Source organism: Telluria sp. ZT3P39, from assembly GCF_059685935.1.
In genome coordinates this window covers 43,137-61,290 of the sequence record NZ_JCASIH010000008.1, presented here as the reverse complement: position 1 = coordinate 61,290, position 18,154 = coordinate 43,137, and the positions used below count along the sequence as shown (strand labels likewise).

At 66.8% G+C, this 18,154-nt stretch carries 16 protein-coding genes, 1 pseudogene and 1 riboswitch; of the genes and pseudogenes, 12 read left to right on the top strand and 5 right to left on the bottom strand.

Going from position 1 to position 18,154, the window contains the following annotated elements:
• Positions 1-12: 12 nt before the first annotated feature.
• Positions 13-594 carry a Holliday junction branch migration protein RuvA gene (gene ruvA, locus AC56LR_RS10420; RefSeq protein ID WP_497130083.1) on the top strand — a complete coding sequence of 194 codons (582 nt, stop codon included), beginning with the start codon at positions 13-15 and terminating at the stop codon, positions 592-594.
• Between the two features lie 3 nt (positions 595-597).
• Positions 598-1,665, top strand: coding sequence for a Holliday junction branch migration DNA helicase RuvB (gene ruvB, locus AC56LR_RS10415; RefSeq protein WP_497130081.1), 1,068 nt, complete (start codon positions 598-600; stop codon positions 1,663-1,665).
• A 45-nt stretch (positions 1,666-1,710) separates the two neighbouring features.
• Here ruvB and AC56LR_RS10410 read toward each other — a convergent pair whose 3' ends face one another.
• Entirely contained in the window at positions 1,711-1,923 is a 213-nt protein-coding gene (locus tag AC56LR_RS10410; protein ID WP_497130079.1) for a hypothetical protein, read from the bottom strand.
• 349 nt (positions 1,924-2,272) lie between these two features.
• Here AC56LR_RS10410 and AC56LR_RS10405 point away from each other — a divergent pair, with 349 nt between their 5' ends.
• Genes AC56LR_RS10405 through AC56LR_RS10395 form a run of 3 tightly spaced genes read left to right on the top strand, consistent with a single transcriptional unit; the run spans position 2,273 to position 5,812 of the window.
• Complete coding sequence (locus AC56LR_RS10405) at positions 2,273-4,066, top strand: CIA30 family protein (RefSeq protein ID WP_497130078.1); 1,794 nt, start codon at positions 2,273-2,275, stop codon at positions 4,064-4,066.
• Between the two features lie 19 nt (positions 4,067-4,085).
• Positions 4,086-5,210 carry a sensor histidine kinase gene (locus tag AC56LR_RS10400; protein WP_497130076.1) on the top strand — a complete coding sequence of 375 codons (1,125 nt, stop codon included), beginning with the start codon at positions 4,086-4,088 and terminating at the stop codon, positions 5,208-5,210.
• Positions 5,207-5,812, top strand: a complete 606-nt coding sequence (locus AC56LR_RS10395; protein WP_497130075.1) for a response regulator transcription factor — start codon at positions 5,207-5,209, stop codon at positions 5,810-5,812. The genes AC56LR_RS10400 and AC56LR_RS10395 overlap by 4 nt, the downstream gene beginning before the upstream one ends.
• Here AC56LR_RS10395 and AC56LR_RS10390 read toward each other — a convergent pair.
• From AC56LR_RS10390 to AC56LR_RS10375, 4 genes are all read right to left on the bottom strand, one after another.
• Positions 5,779-6,246 carry a hypothetical protein gene (locus tag AC56LR_RS10390; RefSeq protein ID WP_497130074.1) on the bottom strand — a complete coding sequence of 156 codons (468 nt, stop codon included), beginning with the start codon at positions 6,244-6,246 and terminating at the stop codon, positions 5,779-5,781. The two genes, AC56LR_RS10395 and AC56LR_RS10390, sit on opposite strands and share 34 nt — an antisense overlap.
• A gap of 99 nt (positions 6,247-6,345) precedes the next feature.
• Positions 6,346-6,771 carry a hypothetical protein gene (locus tag AC56LR_RS10385; RefSeq protein WP_497130073.1) on the bottom strand — a complete coding sequence of 142 codons (426 nt, stop codon included), beginning with the start codon at positions 6,769-6,771 and terminating at the stop codon, positions 6,346-6,348.
• 201 nt (positions 6,772-6,972) lie between these two features.
• Entirely contained in the window at positions 6,973-7,419 is a 447-nt protein-coding gene (locus tag AC56LR_RS10380; protein WP_497130071.1) for a DUF2147 domain-containing protein, read from the bottom strand.
• Between the two features lie 225 nt (positions 7,420-7,644).
• Positions 7,645-10,440: a valine--tRNA ligase gene (locus AC56LR_RS10375; RefSeq protein WP_497130069.1), complete on the bottom strand. Its 2,796-nt coding sequence runs from the start codon at positions 10,438-10,440 to the stop codon at positions 7,645-7,647.
• 348 nt (positions 10,441-10,788) lie between these two features.
• On the opposite strand from AC56LR_RS10375, the gene AC56LR_RS10370 reads away from it, so the two are divergent.
• The 7 genes and pseudogenes from AC56LR_RS10370 (at position 10,789) to thiE (ending at position 18,080) form a co-directional block, all read left to right on the top strand.
• On the top strand, positions 10,789-12,927 hold the full coding sequence (locus tag AC56LR_RS10370; protein ID WP_497130067.1) for a hypothetical protein: 2,139 nt from the start codon (positions 10,789-10,791) through the stop codon (positions 12,925-12,927).
• Between the two features lie 137 nt (positions 12,928-13,064).
• The gene (locus AC56LR_RS10365; RefSeq protein WP_497130065.1) at positions 13,065-13,358 is read left to right on the top strand and encodes a hypothetical protein; all 294 of its coding nucleotides are present in this window, start codon (positions 13,065-13,067) and stop codon (positions 13,356-13,358) included.
• Positions 13,359-13,440: 82 nt separating this feature from the next.
• Positions 13,441-13,549, top strand: a riboswitch (TPP riboswitch).
• Between the two features lie 68 nt (positions 13,550-13,617).
• Positions 13,618-15,567: pseudogene (gene thiC, locus AC56LR_RS10360) on the top strand (phosphomethylpyrimidine synthase ThiC).
• The gene (gene thiS / locus AC56LR_RS10355) at positions 15,567-15,770 is read left to right on the top strand and encodes a sulfur carrier protein ThiS (RefSeq protein ID WP_497130064.1); all 204 of its coding nucleotides are present in this window, start codon (positions 15,567-15,569) and stop codon (positions 15,768-15,770) included. The pseudogene thiC and the gene thiS overlap by 1 nt, the downstream one beginning before the upstream one ends.
• A gap of 136 nt (positions 15,771-15,906) precedes the next feature.
• Complete coding sequence (locus AC56LR_RS10350) at positions 15,907-16,689, top strand: thiazole synthase (protein WP_497130062.1); 783 nt, start codon at positions 15,907-15,909, stop codon at positions 16,687-16,689.
• Complete coding sequence (locus AC56LR_RS10345; RefSeq protein WP_497130060.1) at positions 16,689-17,441, top strand: hydroxymethylpyrimidine/phosphomethylpyrimidine kinase; 753 nt, start codon at positions 16,689-16,691, stop codon at positions 17,439-17,441. Before AC56LR_RS10350 ends, AC56LR_RS10345 begins: the two co-directional genes overlap by 1 nt.
• Before the next feature lie 24 nt (positions 17,442-17,465).
• Positions 17,466-18,080 carry a thiamine phosphate synthase gene (thiE, locus tag AC56LR_RS10340; RefSeq protein ID WP_497130239.1) on the top strand — a complete coding sequence of 205 codons (615 nt, stop codon included), beginning with the start codon at positions 17,466-17,468 and terminating at the stop codon, positions 18,078-18,080.
• Positions 18,081-18,154: the final 74 nt, after the last annotated feature.

The window sequence follows — 18,154 nt, the reverse complement described above, 5'->3', positions numbered from 1 at the left end:
AAGGAAACAACGATGATCGGTCGTCTCTCCGGAATCTTGCTCGAAAAAGCGCCGCCGCACGTGCTGGTGGATTGCAACGGCGTCGGCTATGAGGTCGACGTACCGATGAGCACTTTCTACAACCTGCCGCACACGGGCGAGCGCGTGGTGCTGTTCACCCACCTGACCGTGCGCGAAGATGCGCACCTGCTGTTCGGCTTCGGCAGCGCGTCCGAACGCGCACTGTTCCGCCAGCTGATCAAGATCACCGGCGTCGGCGCGCGCATGGCGCTGTCGATCCTGTCGGGCATGACGGTGGCCGAGCTCTCGCAGGCGGTCACCTTGCAGGAAACCGGCCGCCTGGTGAAGGTGCCGGGCATCGGCAAGAAAACCGCCGAACGCCTGCTGCTCGAACTCAAGGGCAAGCTCGGCGCCGACCTCGGCATGGTTGCCGGCGGCGCCCCGCGCGACGACACGCAGACCGACGTGCTCAATGCGCTGGTGGCGCTGGGGTATTCTGACAAGGAAGCGCTGCTCGCGACCAAGAACCTGCCGGCAGGGGCCACCGTCTCGGACGGCATCAAGTTTGCGCTGAAGGCGCTCTCCAAAGCATAAGCAATGAGCATCCAGACCGACAATTTCACCGAACAGCGCGTCATCGACGCGGCCCCGGCCTCGCCCAACGAGGAGGCGATCGAGCGCGCCTTGCGCCCTAAGCAGCTGGAAGAGTACGTCGGCCAGGAAAAGATCCGCGCCCAGCTCGAGATCTTCATCCACGCCGCCCGCAACCGCCGCGAAGCGCTCGACCACACGCTGCTGTTCGGCCCCCCGGGCCTGGGCAAGACCACGCTGGCGCACATCATCGCGCGCGAAATGGGCGTCAACCTGCGCCAGACCTCCGGCCCGGTGCTGGAGCGCCCGGGCGACCTGGCCGCGCTGCTGACCAATCTCGAGCCGAACGACGTGCTGTTCATCGACGAGATCCACCGCCTGTCGCCCGTGGTCGAAGAGATTTTGTATCCGGCGCTCGAGGACTACCAGATCGACATCATGATCGGCGAAGGCCCGGCCGCGCGTTCAGTGAAACTCGACCTGCAGCCCTTCACCCTGGTCGGCGCCACCACCCGCGCCGGCATGCTGACCAACCCGCTGCGCGACCGCTTCGGCATCGTCGCGCGCCTGGAGTTCTACAACGTCGACGAGCTGACCAAGATCGTCGTCCGCAGCGCCGCCTTGCTGGGCGCCCCGATCGACCAGGACGGCGCCCGCGAAGTGGCGCGCCGCGCGCGCGGCACGCCGCGCATCGCCAACCGCCTGCTGCGCCGCGTGCGCGACTACGCCGAAGTGAAGGGCAACGGCGAGATCACCAAGGATATCGCCGACCTCGCGCTGCAGATGCTCGACGTCGACTCGGTCGGCTTCGACGTGATGGACCGCAAGTTATTGGAAGCGGTGCTGTTCAAGTTCGGCGGCGGGCCGGTGGGCATCGGCAACCTGGCCGCGGCGATCGGCGAAGCGGCCGACACCATCGAAGACGTATTGGAACCCTTCCTGATCCAGCAGGGCTATTTGCAGCGCACGCCGCGCGGGCGGATTGCCACGCCGCTGGCTTACCAGCACTTTGGAGTGACGGCGCCGCGGATCAGCCCGACGGGGGATTTATGGGATAGCTTGCCGCCGGGATGAGGGTGGCTGGCAAACTCTCGGCGTATATCAAGACGAATCAGTCGATCAACCGGGGATACCCGATTCAGGGTAGCGACGCCGCTTCGTCGATCGTGTCAGGACGCGAATCACAACGTCAGGCGGTGTGTGCTGCTCAAGAAGTTCCTGCGCAGCGGTGAATACATCATGTGAGCTGGCCGCATTGATTGCCGCGTCGATCAGCAGCGATGTGCGGAAATCCGTCCGGCGATCCGTCCGGTAGTCGGGGCTGTATCTCATGGCAGGCCTCCTTGTCACTCCAGCGACTCACCATGTTAGATCCATGCGCTCGCGAGACATTCCTTCACTGCCGTGAATCCATGTAAATTGGTGTAATGGACCGGGACAAACCCGGAGCGGTGCTGGATGCGCAGAAACTAGGTCCGGGCCGAAGTTACTGCAACTGCTCCACGTGGCAACTACGTGTCTGCCGCGGCTGTCAGCTCGTCACCAGCGGCCGCTTCCGCTCCATTGCGGGAAGGTAGCGGCACGGGTGACAAATGTCATACCAATCTGATGGCGCCCGCTTCTACCACCCCCATCGCGTTGTTCGCATACTGGCTTCACTACCCAACCATGCGAGGAACGTATGAACGCCAGCCTGAAGCTCCTGTCCGCCGCCGCCGCACTCTTCCTGGCGAGCTCCGCCCTTGCCGCCCCCACCCTGGTCCAGGACGTGCGCGTCTTCGACGGCGAGCGCGTACACGAGCGCCGCTCGGTGCTGTTCGACAAGGGCGTCATCGTCGATGCCAATTTCCGCGGCGCGGCGCCGAAAGACGCGCGGGTCGTGAGCGGACAAGGCCGCACGCTGCTGCCAGGCCTGATCGACGCCCACACCCACGCCTTCCGCCATTTCGAGCTGCCGGTGCTGTTCGGCGTGACCACCCAGGTCGACATGTTCACCGACGTCGGGATGCTGGCGACCGCCAGGAAGGCCATGCGCGCAGGCGGCAATCACCAGCACGCCGACCTGTTCTCGGCCGGCACCCTGGTCACCGCGCCGAACGGCCACGGCACCCAGTTCGGCATCGCCATCCCGACCCTCACCAAACCGGAAGACGCGCAGGCCTTCGTGGACGCGCGCATCGCCGAAGGCTCGGACTTCATCAAGGTCGTCATGGAAGCGGGCTTCGGTTTCAAGTCGCTCGACCTGGCCACCGTCAAAGCCGTGATCGCGGCGGCGCACCGGCGCGGCAAGCTGGCGGTAGTTCACATCAGCACCGAGGCGGATGCGCGCGCCGTGCTGGAGGCGGGCGCCGACGGCCTGGTGCACCTGTACACCGGCGGCACCGCCGATGCCGAAGGCATGGCCAGGCTTGCCCGCGCCAAGGGCGCCTTCGTGATCCCGACCTTCACCGTCCTGGAAAGCATGGCCGGCTACAAGGGAGACGACCTGCTGGCCGATCCGCTGCTTGCCGGACTGCTCGACAAGGACGAACAGGCGCCGCTCAAGGCGCGCTATGGCTCGCAGCAGCAACCGGCGATGCTGGTGGCGCCGAAGATGGTGACCGCCGCCATGCAGCGGGCCGGCGTGCCGGTGCTGGCCGGCACCGACGCCGGCAATCCCGGCACCCAGTATGGCGTGAGCATGCACCGCGAACTGGCCGCACTGGTGGAGGCGGGCCTGAGCCCGGCGCAGGCGCTGGCCGCGGCTACCAGCGCGCCGGCCAAGGCATTCAAACTGGGCCAGCGCGGCCGCATCCAGAAGGGCTACAAGGCCGACCTGCTGCTGGTGGAAGGCAACCCGGCGCAGGATATCCGCGCCACCCGCCGGATCGTCGAGGTGTGGAAGGATGGCGAGAGCGCGGGCGGGCTGCGCGAGCGCCAGCGCGAGCAGGTGGCAAAAGCCGCGGCGGCCGGCGCCAACCAGCCGTTGGCGCTACCGGTGGACGGCCGTATCAGCCAGTTCAGCGCAGCCAGGCTGGCCAGCCCGTTCGGCGCCGGCTGGATGCCCTCGACCGACAGCTTCGCCGGCGGCAAATCGACCGTCAAGCTGGCGGCCCAAGCGGCGCTGCCCGACGGCCAGGTGCCGCTCGCGATCAATGCGACAGTGGCGCCGGGCCTGCCGTTTGCCTGGGCCGGCGTGGCCTTCATGCCGGGCACCACGCCGATGCAGCCGGTGAACCTGAGCGCGGCGAAGCAGGTGCGCTTCAAGGTGCGCGGCGACGGCAAGGTGTACCAGATGATCGCCATGTCGCAGGGCGTGCAGATGCCGGGCGCCGCGCGCTTTACCGCCGGCCCTGAATGGGCCGAGGTGACGGTGCCGGTCAGCGACCTGAAAGGCGTCGATCCGGCCACCCTGACCATGTTAGGATTCAACGCCGGTCCGCAGCCGGGCGACTACCGCTTCGAGATCGCCGACGTGCGCCTGCTCGCACAATAACAACCTGGATGGAAGACGCATGAACGGGATCAGGCAGGGCATCGCGAGACTATGGACGGGACCCTGGATCCCGCCCGAACAGGGCAAGATGCCGTACTTCTGGCTGCTCAGCCTTGGCTACATGGGCTGGAAATACGCCTACGTCGCGCCCACTCCGCTCGAGGCACTCATGCTGGCGCTGACGCTGGTGGTGTTCCTGGTCCTGTATTGCGCCAGCTTCTGGACGCGCGGCTGGCAGTCGGCCGGCTGCATGCTGGCGGGCTGTCTGATCGGCGCGGCCTGGGTGCGCTGGAACGTCGGCGCCGCCACCTTCTTCATCTTCGCCTGCGCTGCGGCGGCCGGGATCATGCAGCTGCGGCTGGCCATACTGGCGATCGTGGGCGTGGTGGCGCTCGCCGTGCTTACGTCCTTCTTCATCCCGGACACGCAGATGCGCTGGCTGTTCCTGATGCCGATCCTGACCGTCAGCCTGCCGGTGGGCGTGGGGGCCGTCATGGATGCGCGCCTGCGGCGCTCGCGCCAGGCGCTGGTGCGCAAGCAGGAAGAAGTCGAGCACATCGCCACCATCGCCGAGCGCGAACGGATCTCGCGCGACCTGCACGACCTGCTCGGGCACTCGCTGTCGCTCATTGCGCTCAAGGCGGAGCTGGCGCGCAAACTCGTGCACCGCGATGCCGATGCCTGCGCGCGCGAGATCGGCGACATCGAAACCAGCGCGCGCCAGGCCCTGGCCGAAGTGCGCGCCGCTGTGAGCGGCTACCGCGAGAGCGGCCTGGCTCATGCGCTGGCCAGCGCCCGCGCCAGCCTGGCGGCGGCCGACGTGCAACTGGACGAGCGGGTCGAACGATTTGCGCTCGCGCCGGCCGCCGAGAACGTGGTGGCGCTGGCGCTGCGCGAGGCGGTCACCAACGTGGTGCGGCATGCGGGGGCGAAGCGCTGCAGCGTGTCGCTCGCGCTGGAACACGGCGTGGCCGTGCTGCGCATCGCCGACGACGGCCAGGCGCGCAGCGAGGCCGATATCCGGCAAGGTAATGGCTTGTCCGGCATGCGCGAGCGCGTGGCTTCGGTCGGCGGCAGGCTGGCGCTGCGCGCACGCGCTGGACTGGAAGTCGAGTTGCGCATTCCGGCGGGAGCCACGGCATGATCCGCATCCTGCTGGCCGAAGACCAGAACCTCGTGCTGGGCGCGATGGCCGCGCTGCTGCGGCTTGAGCCCGATTTCGAGGTCGTCGGCGCCGCCACCAACGGCCGCGAAGCACTGGCCCTGTGCGAAGAGCTGGCGCCGGACGTGGTGCTGACCGACATCGAGATGCCCCAGATGACGGGGCTCGAACTGGCGGCCCGGATCAAGGAGCAGCGGCTTGTGGCGAAGGTGATCGTGGTGACCACCTTCGGGCGCAGCGGTTACCTGCGGCGCGCTTTGGCGTCGGGCGTGCGCGGCTACCTGCTCAAGGATGCGCCGGTGGACGCCCTGGCCGCGGCGATCCGCGCGGTGCACGAGGGCGGACGGGCAATCGCGCCGGAGCTGGCGCTGGAAAGCTGGAGCGGCGGCGGCGACCCGCTCACCGAGCGCGAACGGCAGGTATTGCGGCTGGCCGGGGAAGGGCGCAGCAGCGCCGACATCGCGCGCGAGGTGCATTTGTCCGAAGGGACCGTGCGCAACTACCTGTCCGAGGCGATCAGCAAGCTCGGTGCCGCCAACCGGGTGGAAGCCTACCGGATGGCGCGCGACGCCGGCTGGCTGTAGGCGTCGAGCGCTGGCGCCTTGTCTTTCTGCTTGGGCGTGTACATCAGCGGATAGATGAAGGTCATGTACAGCACCAGCGTGAGCACCATCAGGAAGCCGCAGACCCGCAGCAGGGTGGGGCCGCCGCCGTGCCAGACCACGATGGCGCTGGCCGCAAACGGCATCATCATCAAGAGCGAAGCCAGGGAGCGCAGCGGCGGCGAGCGGCGCATGCGGTTGCCCGCCAGGCCGATCACGAAGTAGCCGCCGGCCGCCAGCAGCATCCCACCCAGCATGACGAAGGGTTCGGCCATGTCCGGGATGGCGTGCGCGATGGAGCGCAGCAGCAGCGGGGGATGGATGAGCGCGAGCACGCCGGCCAGCAGGCTCAGCAGCCGCAGGTAGCGCAGCGCGCGGCCCCGCACCACGGGGCGCGCCGGCTTGGGAACGCTCATCGGTATGCTCATTGGCGCCAGGGCAGGAAAAGCGGGTCCAGGGAGCCTGACGATAGCACAATCAGGCCGCCCGGCAGGGAGGCCTGGAGGACGTGCGGATCAGGCCTGGTAGAGCATTGGCTCGCGCCGGCTCGGGCGGGCGTCGCGGGCGCGCAGGCGGCTCGCGCTCGGGCCCTGCAGGATCGGGTAGACCAGCGCCAGGCCGGTGACCAGCGTGAAGCTGAGCAGCAGGCCGCCCATCCACAGCACGTTCGGTTCGGTGCCGAACCAGAGCGTCGCGATGCCGGCCAGGAAAGGCGCGCCCAGGACCATCACGCACAGGCGGCGCAGCGGAGGCGAGCGCTTGATCCGGTGTGCCGAAAAGGTGATGAAGAAAAAGGCGGAGGCGGCCAGCATCAGCACCAGCGCCATGGCCAGCGCCCCAAGCAGGTTGGGTGTCACGGCGCCGTTCGGGAACAGCATGGCCGGCGGCGCGACCAGCACGGCTATGCTGGCCATCAGGCAGGCAAGGCGCAGGAGGATCATCGGCTGCCTCCGGGAAGCAGTTTCGTTGGTACGGTATTCATGGTTTCCTCGTGTGGGTTTGCTTGTTGCGGATAACTCAGCAATAACGAGAAGTTAGCGGAAAAACAATTTTCGTGGCGCGCGGCTGGAGGCGGCCGAAGGTGGGGAGGGGAGGGGACGGGCAGCAGCGTGCGCCGCCGCCCGGGGTCGTTCAAGTGCTGCTTACTGCTCGCGGACCCAGGTCTGCGAACGGCCGAACATCGGTGCGCCGATGTAGCCGCGCACTTCAAGCTTGCTGCCGTTGTCCTTCAGCTGGGCCTTGCTCTTGTAGGTCTTGCCCTTGGCCGGATCGAGGATCTCGCCGCCCTTGTACTCGTCGCCGTCTTTCTTCAGGCCCGACAGGATGGTCATGCCGATCAGCGGCTGGTCCTTGCGCGCGCCTTCGCAGGCGGTGCATTTCGGGTTCTGGTCCTGGTCCGCAGGGCGGAACAGCTTCTCGATCTTGCCGGTCAGGACGCCGCCTTCCTCGGTGATGCGCACCAGCGACTTCGGCTTGCCGGTTTCGTCGTCGATCGTTTTCCAGGTGCCGGCGGCCGAGGTGTTTTGCGCCATTGCTGCAGGAACTGCGACCATCATGGCAATCAGGCTTGCCCAAATCAGTTTACGCATTGTGAGTCTCCATTGTTGTTATCAAGCGGGGTCAGTGTAGCAAACTGTTTTGATACCGGGGTGATCTGGAACCTGAAGAACCATTCCAATCTGTTGTGAACCGGGTCGCACTAACTTGAATCATGCTCTGCTTGAACGCGCGGGCGGCGAAGCCGCCCACCCTACGAAAAGCCGGACAAAAAAAACGCGGCCACTCGGGCCGCGTTCTCATGAAGCATCGACAGCTTACGCCGCCAGCTTGCCCAACTGCTCCCGCATCTTGTCCAGCGTCGCCGAGAAGTTCGCCACGCGTTCCTTTTCCTGCGCCACCACCGCGGCCGGGGCGCGCGCAACAAAACTCTCGCTCGAGAGCTTGCCATTGGCCTTGGTGATCTCGCCTTCGATGCGCGCGATCTCTTTCGAGAGGCGCTCACGCTCGGCGGCGACGTCGATCTCGACTTTCAGCATCAGCTTGGTGGTGCCGACGACCGACACCGCGGCGGGCGACTCCGGCAGGGCGTCGACGATCTGCACCTCGGCCAGCTTGCACAGCGACTGGACATAGGGCGCGAAGCCCGCCAGCGCGGCGCGCTCGGCCCCGGCTCCCGGTTCGACGATCAGCGGCACCCGCACCGAAGGCGAGATCTTCATCTCGCCGCGCAGGTTGCGGGTGGCGTTGGTCAGGTCCTTGAGCTGGGCCATCCAGGCTTCGGCGGACTCGCTGATCAGGGATTCGTCGGCGATCGGGTAGGGCTGCATCATGATGCTGTCGCCGGTTTTTCCGGCCAGCGGCGCGATGGCCTGCCACAGCGCTTCGGTCACGAAGGGGATGATCGGGTGCGCCAGGCGCAGGATCACTTCGAGCACGCGCAGCAGGGTGTGGCGGGTGGCGCGCTGCTGCGCCTCGGTGCCTTGCTGGACCGAGACCTTGGCCACTTCCAGGTACCAGTCGCAATACTCGTCCCAGACGAACTTGTAGATGGTGCTGGCGATGTTGTCGAAGCGGTAGTCGGCGAAGCCCTTGGCCACGTCGAGTTCGGCGCGGTTCATCAGCGAGATGATCCAGCGGTCGGCCTGCGACAGGTCTTCCGGATTCGGAGCACCGCAGTCCTTGCCTTCGGTATTCATCATCACGAAGCGCGTCGCATTCCACATCTTGTTGCAGAAGTTGCGGTAGCCTTCGCAGCGGCCGAGGTCGAAGTTGATGTTGCGGCCCAGCGAAGCGTAGCTGGCCATCGTGAAGCGCACGGCGTCGGTGCCGAAGGCCGGGATCCCGTTCGGGAATTCCTTGCGGGTGGCTTTCGCGATCTTCTCGGAGGCGCGCGGGTCCATCAGGCCGGTGGTGCGCTTGGCGACCAGCGAGTCGAGGTCGATGCCGTCGATCAGGTCGATCGGGTCGAGCGTATTGCCCTTCGACTTCGACATCTTCTGGCCCTGCGAGTCGCGCACCAGGCCGTGCACGTACACGGTCTCGAACGGCACCTTGCCGGTGAAGTGGGTCGTCATCATCACCATGCGGGCGACCCAGAAGAAGATGATGTCGAAGCCCGTCACCAGCACGGACGACGGCAGGAACATCGACATGTCCTTCGTCTGCTCCGGCCAGCCCATGGTCGAGAAGGGGACCAGGGCCGACGAGAACCAGGTGTCCAGGACGTCGTCGTCACGGCGCAGCGCGCCGGTAATGCCTGCGGCCTTGGCCTTGGCGTGCGCTTCTTCTTCGCTGCGCGCGACCACGATCTGGCCGTCTTCGGCGTACCAGGCCGGGATGCGGTGGCCCCACCACAGCTGGCGCGAGATGCACCAGTCCTGGATGTTGCCCAGCCACTGGTTGTAGGTGGTAGTCCAGTTCTCCGGCACGAACTTGATCTCGCCGCTGGCGACTTTTTCCATCGCCACTTCGGTGATCGACTTGCCCGGATTGAAGCTGCCTTCCGGCGCCGGCTTGCTCATGGCGACGAACCACTGGTCGGTCAGCATCGGCTCGATGACGACGCCGGTACGGTCGCCGCGCGGCACCATCAGCTTGTGCGGCTTGACCTGCTCCAGCAGGCCTTGCGCTTCGAGGTCAGCGACGATCTGCTTGCGCGCGGCAAAGCGGTCCATGCCCTGGTATTGGGCGGGCGCGTTCTCGTTGATCCTGGCGTCCAGCGTCATGATCGTGATCGGCGCGAGATTGGCGCGCTGGCCGACCGCGTAGTCGTTGAAGTCGTGGCCCGGGGTGATCTTCACGCAGCCGGTGCCGAATTCCTTGTCGACATAGCTGTCGGCGATCACCGGGATCTGGCGGCCGGTCAGCGGCAGGGTAAGCATCTTGCCGTGCAAATGGGTGTAACGCTCGTCGGTCGGATCCACCGCCACGGCGACGTCGCCCAGCATGGTTTCAGGACGGGTGGTGGCCACCGTCAGGTGACCGGAGCCATCGGCCAAGGGGTACTGGATGTACCACATCGAGCCGTCTTCTTCCTGCGAATCGACTTCCAGGTCCGACACCGCGGTGCCCAGCACCGGGTCCCAGTTGACCAGGCGTTTGCCGCGGTAGATCAGGCCCTGCTCGAACAGGCGCACGAACACTTCCGAGACGACCTTCGAACGGGTCTCGTCCATCGTGAAGTATTCGCGCTGCCAGTCGGGCGAGGTGCCCATGCGGCGCATCTGGCCGGTGATGGTGTTGCCCGATTTTTCCTTCCACTCCCAGACCTTCTCGACGAAGGCGTCGCGGCCCAGGTCGTGGCGCGAGATCTTTTGCGCGTCGAGCTGGCGCTCCACCACGATCTGGGTGGCGATGCCGGCGTGGTCGGTGCCCGGGATCCAGGCGGTGTTATGGCCGCGCATGCGGTAGTAGCGCGTCAGGCCGTCCATGACGGTCTGGTTGAAGGCGTGGCCCATGTGCAGCGTGCCGGTGACGTTCGGCGGCGGCAGCTGGATGCTGAACGACGGCTTGCCGTCTTCCATGGTGGCGGTGAAGTAACCGCGCTTTTCCCACTCGGCACGCCAGTGTTGTTCAATGTCGGCGGGCTCGAAAGACTTGGCTAATTCCATAATATGCGGGCGATTGAATTTGAGAAAAAAACCATTATAGGTCACCTTCCAGCGCCCGCCTATTCCCGGCAGCGGCGCGGCGCGGCGGCCCCGTCCGCCGCCCGGCGTCAGCCGCGCGCCCCGTCCTTTTCGCAAACTGACGTCTTCTTGATCCAGCTCATATCGGATGTCGAATCGCCTCCAATTGTTGCGGACTCGACAAATCGCTTCCTTCTTCTTCCTGTCCAAAGAAGATGTTCATTCCATGGAGAGGGAATCTGTGTCGTCGCAGCAGCGTCCGGGCGAAGTCGGCAAGGCGTATTCGTCTGCCGCCGCGCCGGATACGAGTGGTCCGTGAAGGAGAAGAACATGTCGCAACTAGATCCCACCGGCGTGGAATCCGCCGGCGATGAGCGCCTGGCCGATAGCGCCGGTGGCCAGCTCACCTATGAAGAAATATCCGGCCTGAGTAATAGCGAGCTGGGCCTCGCCGAATTGTCCGCCGCGCCAGACGCGGCGGCGCCGGTCATGGCGCCGCCGGGGACGATGCCCGTACCGCAGGCGCCCGGCATGCCGGCGCCCCGGCCGCCGCTGGCGGGCCTGCATCTGCCGACCATACGCAAGGCGGTCAGCGGCTGCTACGCCGGCAGCGCCGGCGCCTACCAGGTCGAACTGCGCGTCGATATCGACCGCACCCGGCCCATGAAGCGGGTGAGCGGAGACTTTTTCCAGGTCATGGGCCGCACCCTGTCGTATTACGGCTCGTTCGTGGTCGACGCACCGGTCGTCACGGCGACCGCAACCCAGTATGTGATCAGGGGCAGCGGCCGCTTTACCTTCGGCAGCAGCGCGCCGACCGTCCAGGTGACCATCCCGCGGGTGCAGCTGTTCCAGCCCCAGGGCGCGGCCACCCTGCAGTTCTTTACCGCGGCAAACGCGCCCGGGGCCGCCTACCAGTGTGCCTTCCAGTCCGGCTATTTCCGCACGGTGCGGATCGAGACCGACAGCGTATCCGACCTCACGACGCCCGTGTTCACCAGCTACGACACCGGCGCCCTGGCCTCGGGCGGCAGCGGGCGCACACTGGGCGTCGCCTCGGCATTTGCCGAGGCAGGTATCGCGATGGCGCCGACCGCGGGCGGCAATGTGATCGATGTCAGCGGCGCCGGCACCGACGCCTCATGGAGCGATGCCGAGCTGCACGCCTCGATGCAGCAGCATTTTTCCCTGTGGGCCGACCTGCCGCAATGGTGCGTCTGGCAGGTGGCGGCGCAGTTGCACGACGAGGGGCCGCTGTTGTACGGCATCATGTTCGATCTGGCCGGCAAGGAGCGCCAAGGCTGCGCCGTGTTCCATGCCGGCATCGGCGGCACCAGTGCCGAAAAGCAGCGCGACCAGCTCTACACCTATGTGCACGAGCTCGGCCACTGCTTCAACCTGCTGCACTCGTGGCAAAAACACCTGGCCTCGCCACCGGCGGCAAGCCGGCCGGAGTCGCTGTCCTGGATGAATTACCCCTGGAAATATCCAAAAGGTAGCGCGGCTGCTTACTGGAGCAATTTCGATTTCCGCTTCGACGACGAAGAACTGATCCACCTGCGCCACGGCTTCCGCAACGACATCATCATGGGCGGCAGCGGTTTCGGGGCCGGGGCCGCGCTGGGCCGCGAGATCATGGCCGACCCGATCGAGGACGGCTCGGGCCTGGCGCTGAGCATCTCGACGCACCAGAAAAGCTTCGCGCTGGGCGAACCGGTCGTGCTCGAACTGAAACTGCGGACAACCGACACGCGCGGACGGCGCGCCCACACCTGGCTGCATCCCAACCACGGCCTGGTGCATGTCGTCATCAGCAAGCCGGGCGGGGAGGTGGTTGCCTACGAACCGCTGATCGACCACCTGGTCGGCGACCGCCAGACCGTTCTCGGCGCGAACGACGAAATCCGGGAGAGCGCCTATATCGGCTACGGCAAGGGCGGCTTCTATTTCGAGCAGCCTGGACAATACCGGGTGCGCGCCGCCTATTCGGCGCTCGATGGATCCCAGGTGCTATCGGATATTCTGACGGTGCGCGTGCGCTATCCGGTGACCGAGGCGGGCGAGCACCTGGCCGAACTGTTCATGGGCGAAGACCAGGGTTCGCTGCTCTACCTGCTGGGCTCGGACAACCCGACCCTGCGCGCGGGCAACGCGGCCTTCGACGAAGTGCTCGACCGGTATGCCGATGACCCGTTGGCCACCTACGCGCGGCTGGTCAAGGGCGTCAACGCCGCGCGCACCTTCAAGACGATCAGGGCCGAAAACCCGACCCGTATCGATGTGCGCAGCGCCAAGCCGGACGAAAGCGTCGCCTTGCTGTCCGCCGCGGCCGGATCGCACGTGCTCGACCCCGTGTCCACCGGCACGGCGCTCAATTGCCTGGCCGCGTCCCAGGCGCGGATGGGCGACGACGAGAGCGCCAGGATGACCCTGCAGACGTTTTCGGCGATGTCGATCAGGAAGTCGTGAACGGGGACGGCATGTCGCCCCGTTGCTGGATCGCGGTGCCGGTATTGTGCGCCGTGTTGTCGGGACAGGCGTGTGCGCCCCGTGCGCCGGGCCTGTCCGCATCTATCATTGCAGTCAACCAGGAAGCGAGGGCGGTCATGACATTACGGGTAAGGCTGGGCGACGGATTTCAGAACAATACCGTCAGCCTGCGCGTGAATGGCGAGCAGGTGTTCCACAAGTCCGGGGTCACCACCGACCTGCGGATCTCGCGCGCCGACAGCGTCGACCTGCCGGTCGGCACCTCAATCATGCGGCTGGAGGTATCGGTGGACGGGGGCCCGAGCGCGGTCAAGGAGATCACGCCGGCCCTGACGCCTTTTGTCGATGCCAATGTGGTCGACGGCAGGCTCGAACTGCAGGCGCTGCCGAGCGAGACGCCGATGCTGTAGAACCCGGACCATTCCGGGCCGGAGCTTGCGGCTTGTAAGTACAAGTTTGCCTGGGCTATAATCCGGCCGTTGCCGAAACGGCAGCACACGCTAGGGGTCCTGCGCATGCATATCGAAGCATGCGCGGGTGAGAAATACCCTCCGAACCTGATCTGGATAATGCCAGCGAAGGGAAGCAGTCGGTACGGCGGCCGTGCGCATGCGCACAGGTCTCGCCACACCCGATGAATCCTTTGCTGGCTCCTCGCAAAGGAGCCACATGAATGCACCACTCGCCGCCGCCCTGACGGCAGCGCTTCCCCACTCGAACAGTTTCGATGCCGCGACCGCCACGGTCGACAGCGCGGCCATCGCGCCCTTCCCGAACTCGCGCAAGGTCTATATCGAAGGCAGCCGCCCCGACATCCGGGTGCCGATGCGCGAGATCGCCCAAGCGCCCACGCCCGGCAGCTTTGGCGGCGAGCCGAACCCGCCGCTGTTCGTCTATGACACTTCCGGTCCCTACACCGACCCGGCCGCCGCCATCGACCTGCGCTGTGGATTGAAGTCGCCGCGCCTGCCCTGGATCCGCGAACGCGCCGATACCGAGGAACTGGCGGGGCCGAGCTCCGTCTACGGCCAGGCGCGCCTTACCGATCCGGCGCTCAGCGCGCTGCGCTTCAAGCTGCAGCGCAAGCCGCGCCGCGCGCTGCCCGGCCGCAACGTCACGCAAATGCACTACGCGCGGCAAGGCATCATCACGCCCGAGATGGAATTCGTGGCCCTGCGCGAGAACCTGCGGCGCCGCGAATACCTCGCGTCCCTCGGCGGGTCGGGCCCGATCGGCGCGCGCATGGCCGGCCTGCTGGGCCGCCAGCATCCGGGCCAGTCTTTCGGCGCCAGCATCCCGCCGGAGATCACGCCCGAATTCGTGCGCAGCGAACTGGCGCGCGGCCGCGCCATCATCCCGGCCAACATCAACCATCCGGAAGTCGAGCCGATGATCATCGGCCGTAACTTCCTGGTCAAGATCAACGCCAACATCGGCAACTCGGCGGTCACGTCCTCGATCGGCGAGGAAGTCGAGAAGATGACCTGGGCGATCCGCTGGGGCGCCGACAACGTGATGGACCTGTCGACCGGCAAGCATATCCACGAGACGCGCGAATGGATCATCCGGAATTCCCCGGTGCCGATCGGCACGGTGCCACTCTACCAGGCGCTGTAAAAGGTGAACGGCAAGGCCGAAGACCTCACCTGGGAGATCTACCGCGACACCCTGATCGAACAGGCGGAGCAGGGCGTCGACTATTTCACCATCCACGCCGGCGTGCGCCTGGCCTATGTGCCGATGACGGCGAAGCGCCTGACCGGCATCGTCTCGCGCGGCGGCTCGATCATGGCCAAGTGGTGCCTGGCCCACCACCGCGAATCCTTCCTCTACACGCATTTCGAGGACATCTGCGCCATCATGAAGGCCTATGACGTGTCGTTCAGCCTGGGCGACGGCCTGCGCCCCGGCTCGATCTTCGACGCCAACGACGAGGCCCAGCTGGCCGAACTCAAGACCCTCGGCGAACTCACGCAGGTCGCCTGGCGCCACGACGTCCAGACCATGATCGAAGGCCCCGGCCACGTGCCGCTGCACCTGATCAAGGAGAACATGGACCTGCAACTGGAGCAGTGCAGCGAGGCGCCGTTCTACACGCTCGGACCGCTCACCACCGACATCGCACCCGGCTATGACCACATCACCTCCGGCATCGGCGCGGCCACGATCGGCTGGTACGGCACCGCCATGCTGTGCTACGTCACGCCCAAGGAACACCTCGGCCTGCCCGATAAGGCCGACGTCAAGGACGGCATCATCACCTACAAGATCGCTGCCCATGCCGCCGACCTGGCCAAGGGCCACCCTGGCGCACAGATGCGCGACAACGCACTGTCGAAAGCCCGCTTCGAATTCCGCTGGGACGACCAGTTCAACCTGGGGCTCGATCCGGACAAGGCGCGCGCCTTCCACGACGCGACCCTGCCCAAGGAGTCGAGCAAGGCGGCCCATTTCTGCTCGATGTGCGGGCCGCATTTCTGCTCGATGAAGATCACCCAGGAAGTACGCGCCTATGCGGCCGCCAATGGCATGGATGAGCAGGCCGCCCTGGCCCAAGGCCTGCAGGAAAAGGCGATCGAATTCGTCAAGGGCGGCGCCCGTTTGTACCGGGAGGCCTGATGCCGGCGATCGAATTGAACGGCGCGCCTTTCCACGTGCCGGCCGGGCAGTCGCTGCAGGAGCTGGCCGGGGAGCTTGGGCTGGCGGGGCAGCCGGTGGCGGTGGCGGTGAACCGCGAAGTGGTGCCGCGCGAAGCGTGGCCGGCCCGGCGCTTGCGTGCCAGCGACAAAGTAGACATCGTCCGCGCCATCGGCGGCGGCTGATCAACGGGTTTCGTAGGGTGGGCGGGTTTCCCGCCCGCGCGCTCAACCAGTGCGTGATTCGAGCATGCGCAACACAGAGCGAGCACGGTTTGAACGCGCGGGCGGCGAAGCCGCCCACCCTACATAAAGGACAACAATGAACGAAGACTTCCTCACCATCGCCGGCCGCCGCTACGCCTCGCGCCTCCTGGTCGGCAGCGGCAAATACCGCGACCTCGCCCAGACCCGCGAAGCCACCCTGGCGGCCGGCGCCGAGATCGTCACGGTGGCGATCCGCCGCGTGAACATCGGCCAGGACCGCAACACGCCGAACCTGCTCGACGTGCTGCCTCTCGATGAATTCACCATCCTGCCCAACACGGCCGGCTGCTTCAACGCGAACGACGCGGTTTACACGCTGCAGATGGCGCGCGAGCTGCTGGACGGGCGCAAGCTGGTCAAGCTCGAAGTGCTGGGCGACCCGGCCAGCTTGTTCCCGCACATGCCCGAAACCTTGAAAGCCGCCGAAACCCTGGTGCGCGACGGCTTCGACGTGATGGTCTATTGCAGCGACGATCCGGTGCAGGCCCGCATCCTGCAGGAGATCGGCTGCGTCGCGGTGATGCCGCTGGCATCGCTGATCGGTTCGGGCATGGGCATCCTGAACCCGTGGAACCTGGGGCTGATCATCGAGCAGGCCAGGGTGCCGGTGCTGGTCGATGCCGGCGTCGGCACGGCCTCGGATGCGGCCATCGCGATGGAGCTGGGCTGCGACGGCGTGTTGATGAACAGCGCGATCGCCGGCGCGCGCGACCCGGTGCGGATGGCGCGCGCGATGCGCCATGCTGTGCTGGCCGGCCGCGAAGCGCACCTGGCGGGGCGCATGCCGAAGCGTTTCGCCGCGGCGCCGTCCTCCCCGGTCGAAGGCGTCGTCGCCTGATGGTGCCCACCGTACTGGTGTTCGCCGGACTCGATCCCGGCGGCGGGGCGGGCCTGGCGGCGGACATCGCCGCCATCGGCGCGCTCGGGGCGCATGCGCTGCCGGTGGCGACGGCCCTCACGGTGCAGGACAACAACCGCGTGCACGAGGTGCAGCCGGTCGATGCCGGCTTCATGCTGCGCCAGGCCGATGCGCTGATCGACACCTGCAGCATCGACGCGGTGAAGATCGGCATCCCGGGCAGCCGGGAGAACGCGGCGGCGATCGCCGCGCTGCTGCGCCAGCTGCGCCTCGCCGACCCCGGCCTGCCGGTGGTGCTCGACCCGGTGTTGGCAAGCGGCCACGGCGACCTGTTGGGCCGGGGCGATGCCCTGGCCGCCCTGGCCGAACTGCTGCCCTTAGCGACCGTGCTGGTGCCGAACCTGCCGGAAGCGCTGGCCCTCGGGGCGTTCGACGCCATGCCCTGCGAGCACGTGTTCGTCACCGGCGGCCATGGCGACGGCGACATCATCCTGAACCGCTGGCTGCGCGGCGGCGTCGAAGAGCGGATCTGGCGCCTGCCACGCCTGCCGCACACCTACCATGGCAGCGGCTGCACCCTGGCCGCCGCCATCGCCGCCCGGCTGGCGCTGGGCGACCCGCTCGGGCAGGCGCTCGAGCGCGCGCAGGACTACTGCCACCAGACCCTGGCCCATGCCTTCTGGATCGCCCCCGGCCAGCGCATCCCGCGCCGCATCCTCCACACCCACTGAAAGACCGCATTGAACACCCACGCCCTGCAAGGACTCTACCTGCTCACGCCCGACTGGCTTGATACCGACCGCCTGCTGGCCGTCACCGAGACCGCGCTGGCCGCCGGCGCCGCGCTGCTGCAATACCGGAACAAGCGCGCCAGCCCGGCGCTGCGGGCGGAGCAGGGCGCCGCCCTGCTGGCGCTGTGCCGCCGCCATGGCCGGCCGCTCGTCATCAACGACCACCTCGACCTGTGCCTCGACCTCGGCGCCGACGGCGTGCACCTGGGCGGCACGGACGTCCCGGTCGCCGAGGCGCGCGCGCTGCTCGGCCCCGGCGCGATCATCGGCGCGTCCTGCTACGGCGAACTGAAACTGGCCGAGGCGGCCCAGCAGGCCGGCGCCAGCTATGTGGCCTTCGGCGGCTTCCATCCGTCGCCGGTGAAGAAGTACAGCTTCGTCACGCCGCCGCAGCTGGTCGACGTCTGGCGCGACCGCGTCGCCCTGCCGATGGCGGTCATCGGCGGCATGACGCCGGACAACGCCGCGCCGTTGGTCAGGCGCGGCGCAGCCATGGTGGCTGCGATTACCAGCGTGTACGCGGCAAGCGACCCGGCGGCGGCGGTGCGCGCATTCCGCGCGCTGCTCGATTCTGCATGAAAGAAAGTTGTTCCTTCGTCCCCTACGCGGCGTCGTGTTCGGATCGGTAACGTTACAATGTAATAACGTTTATC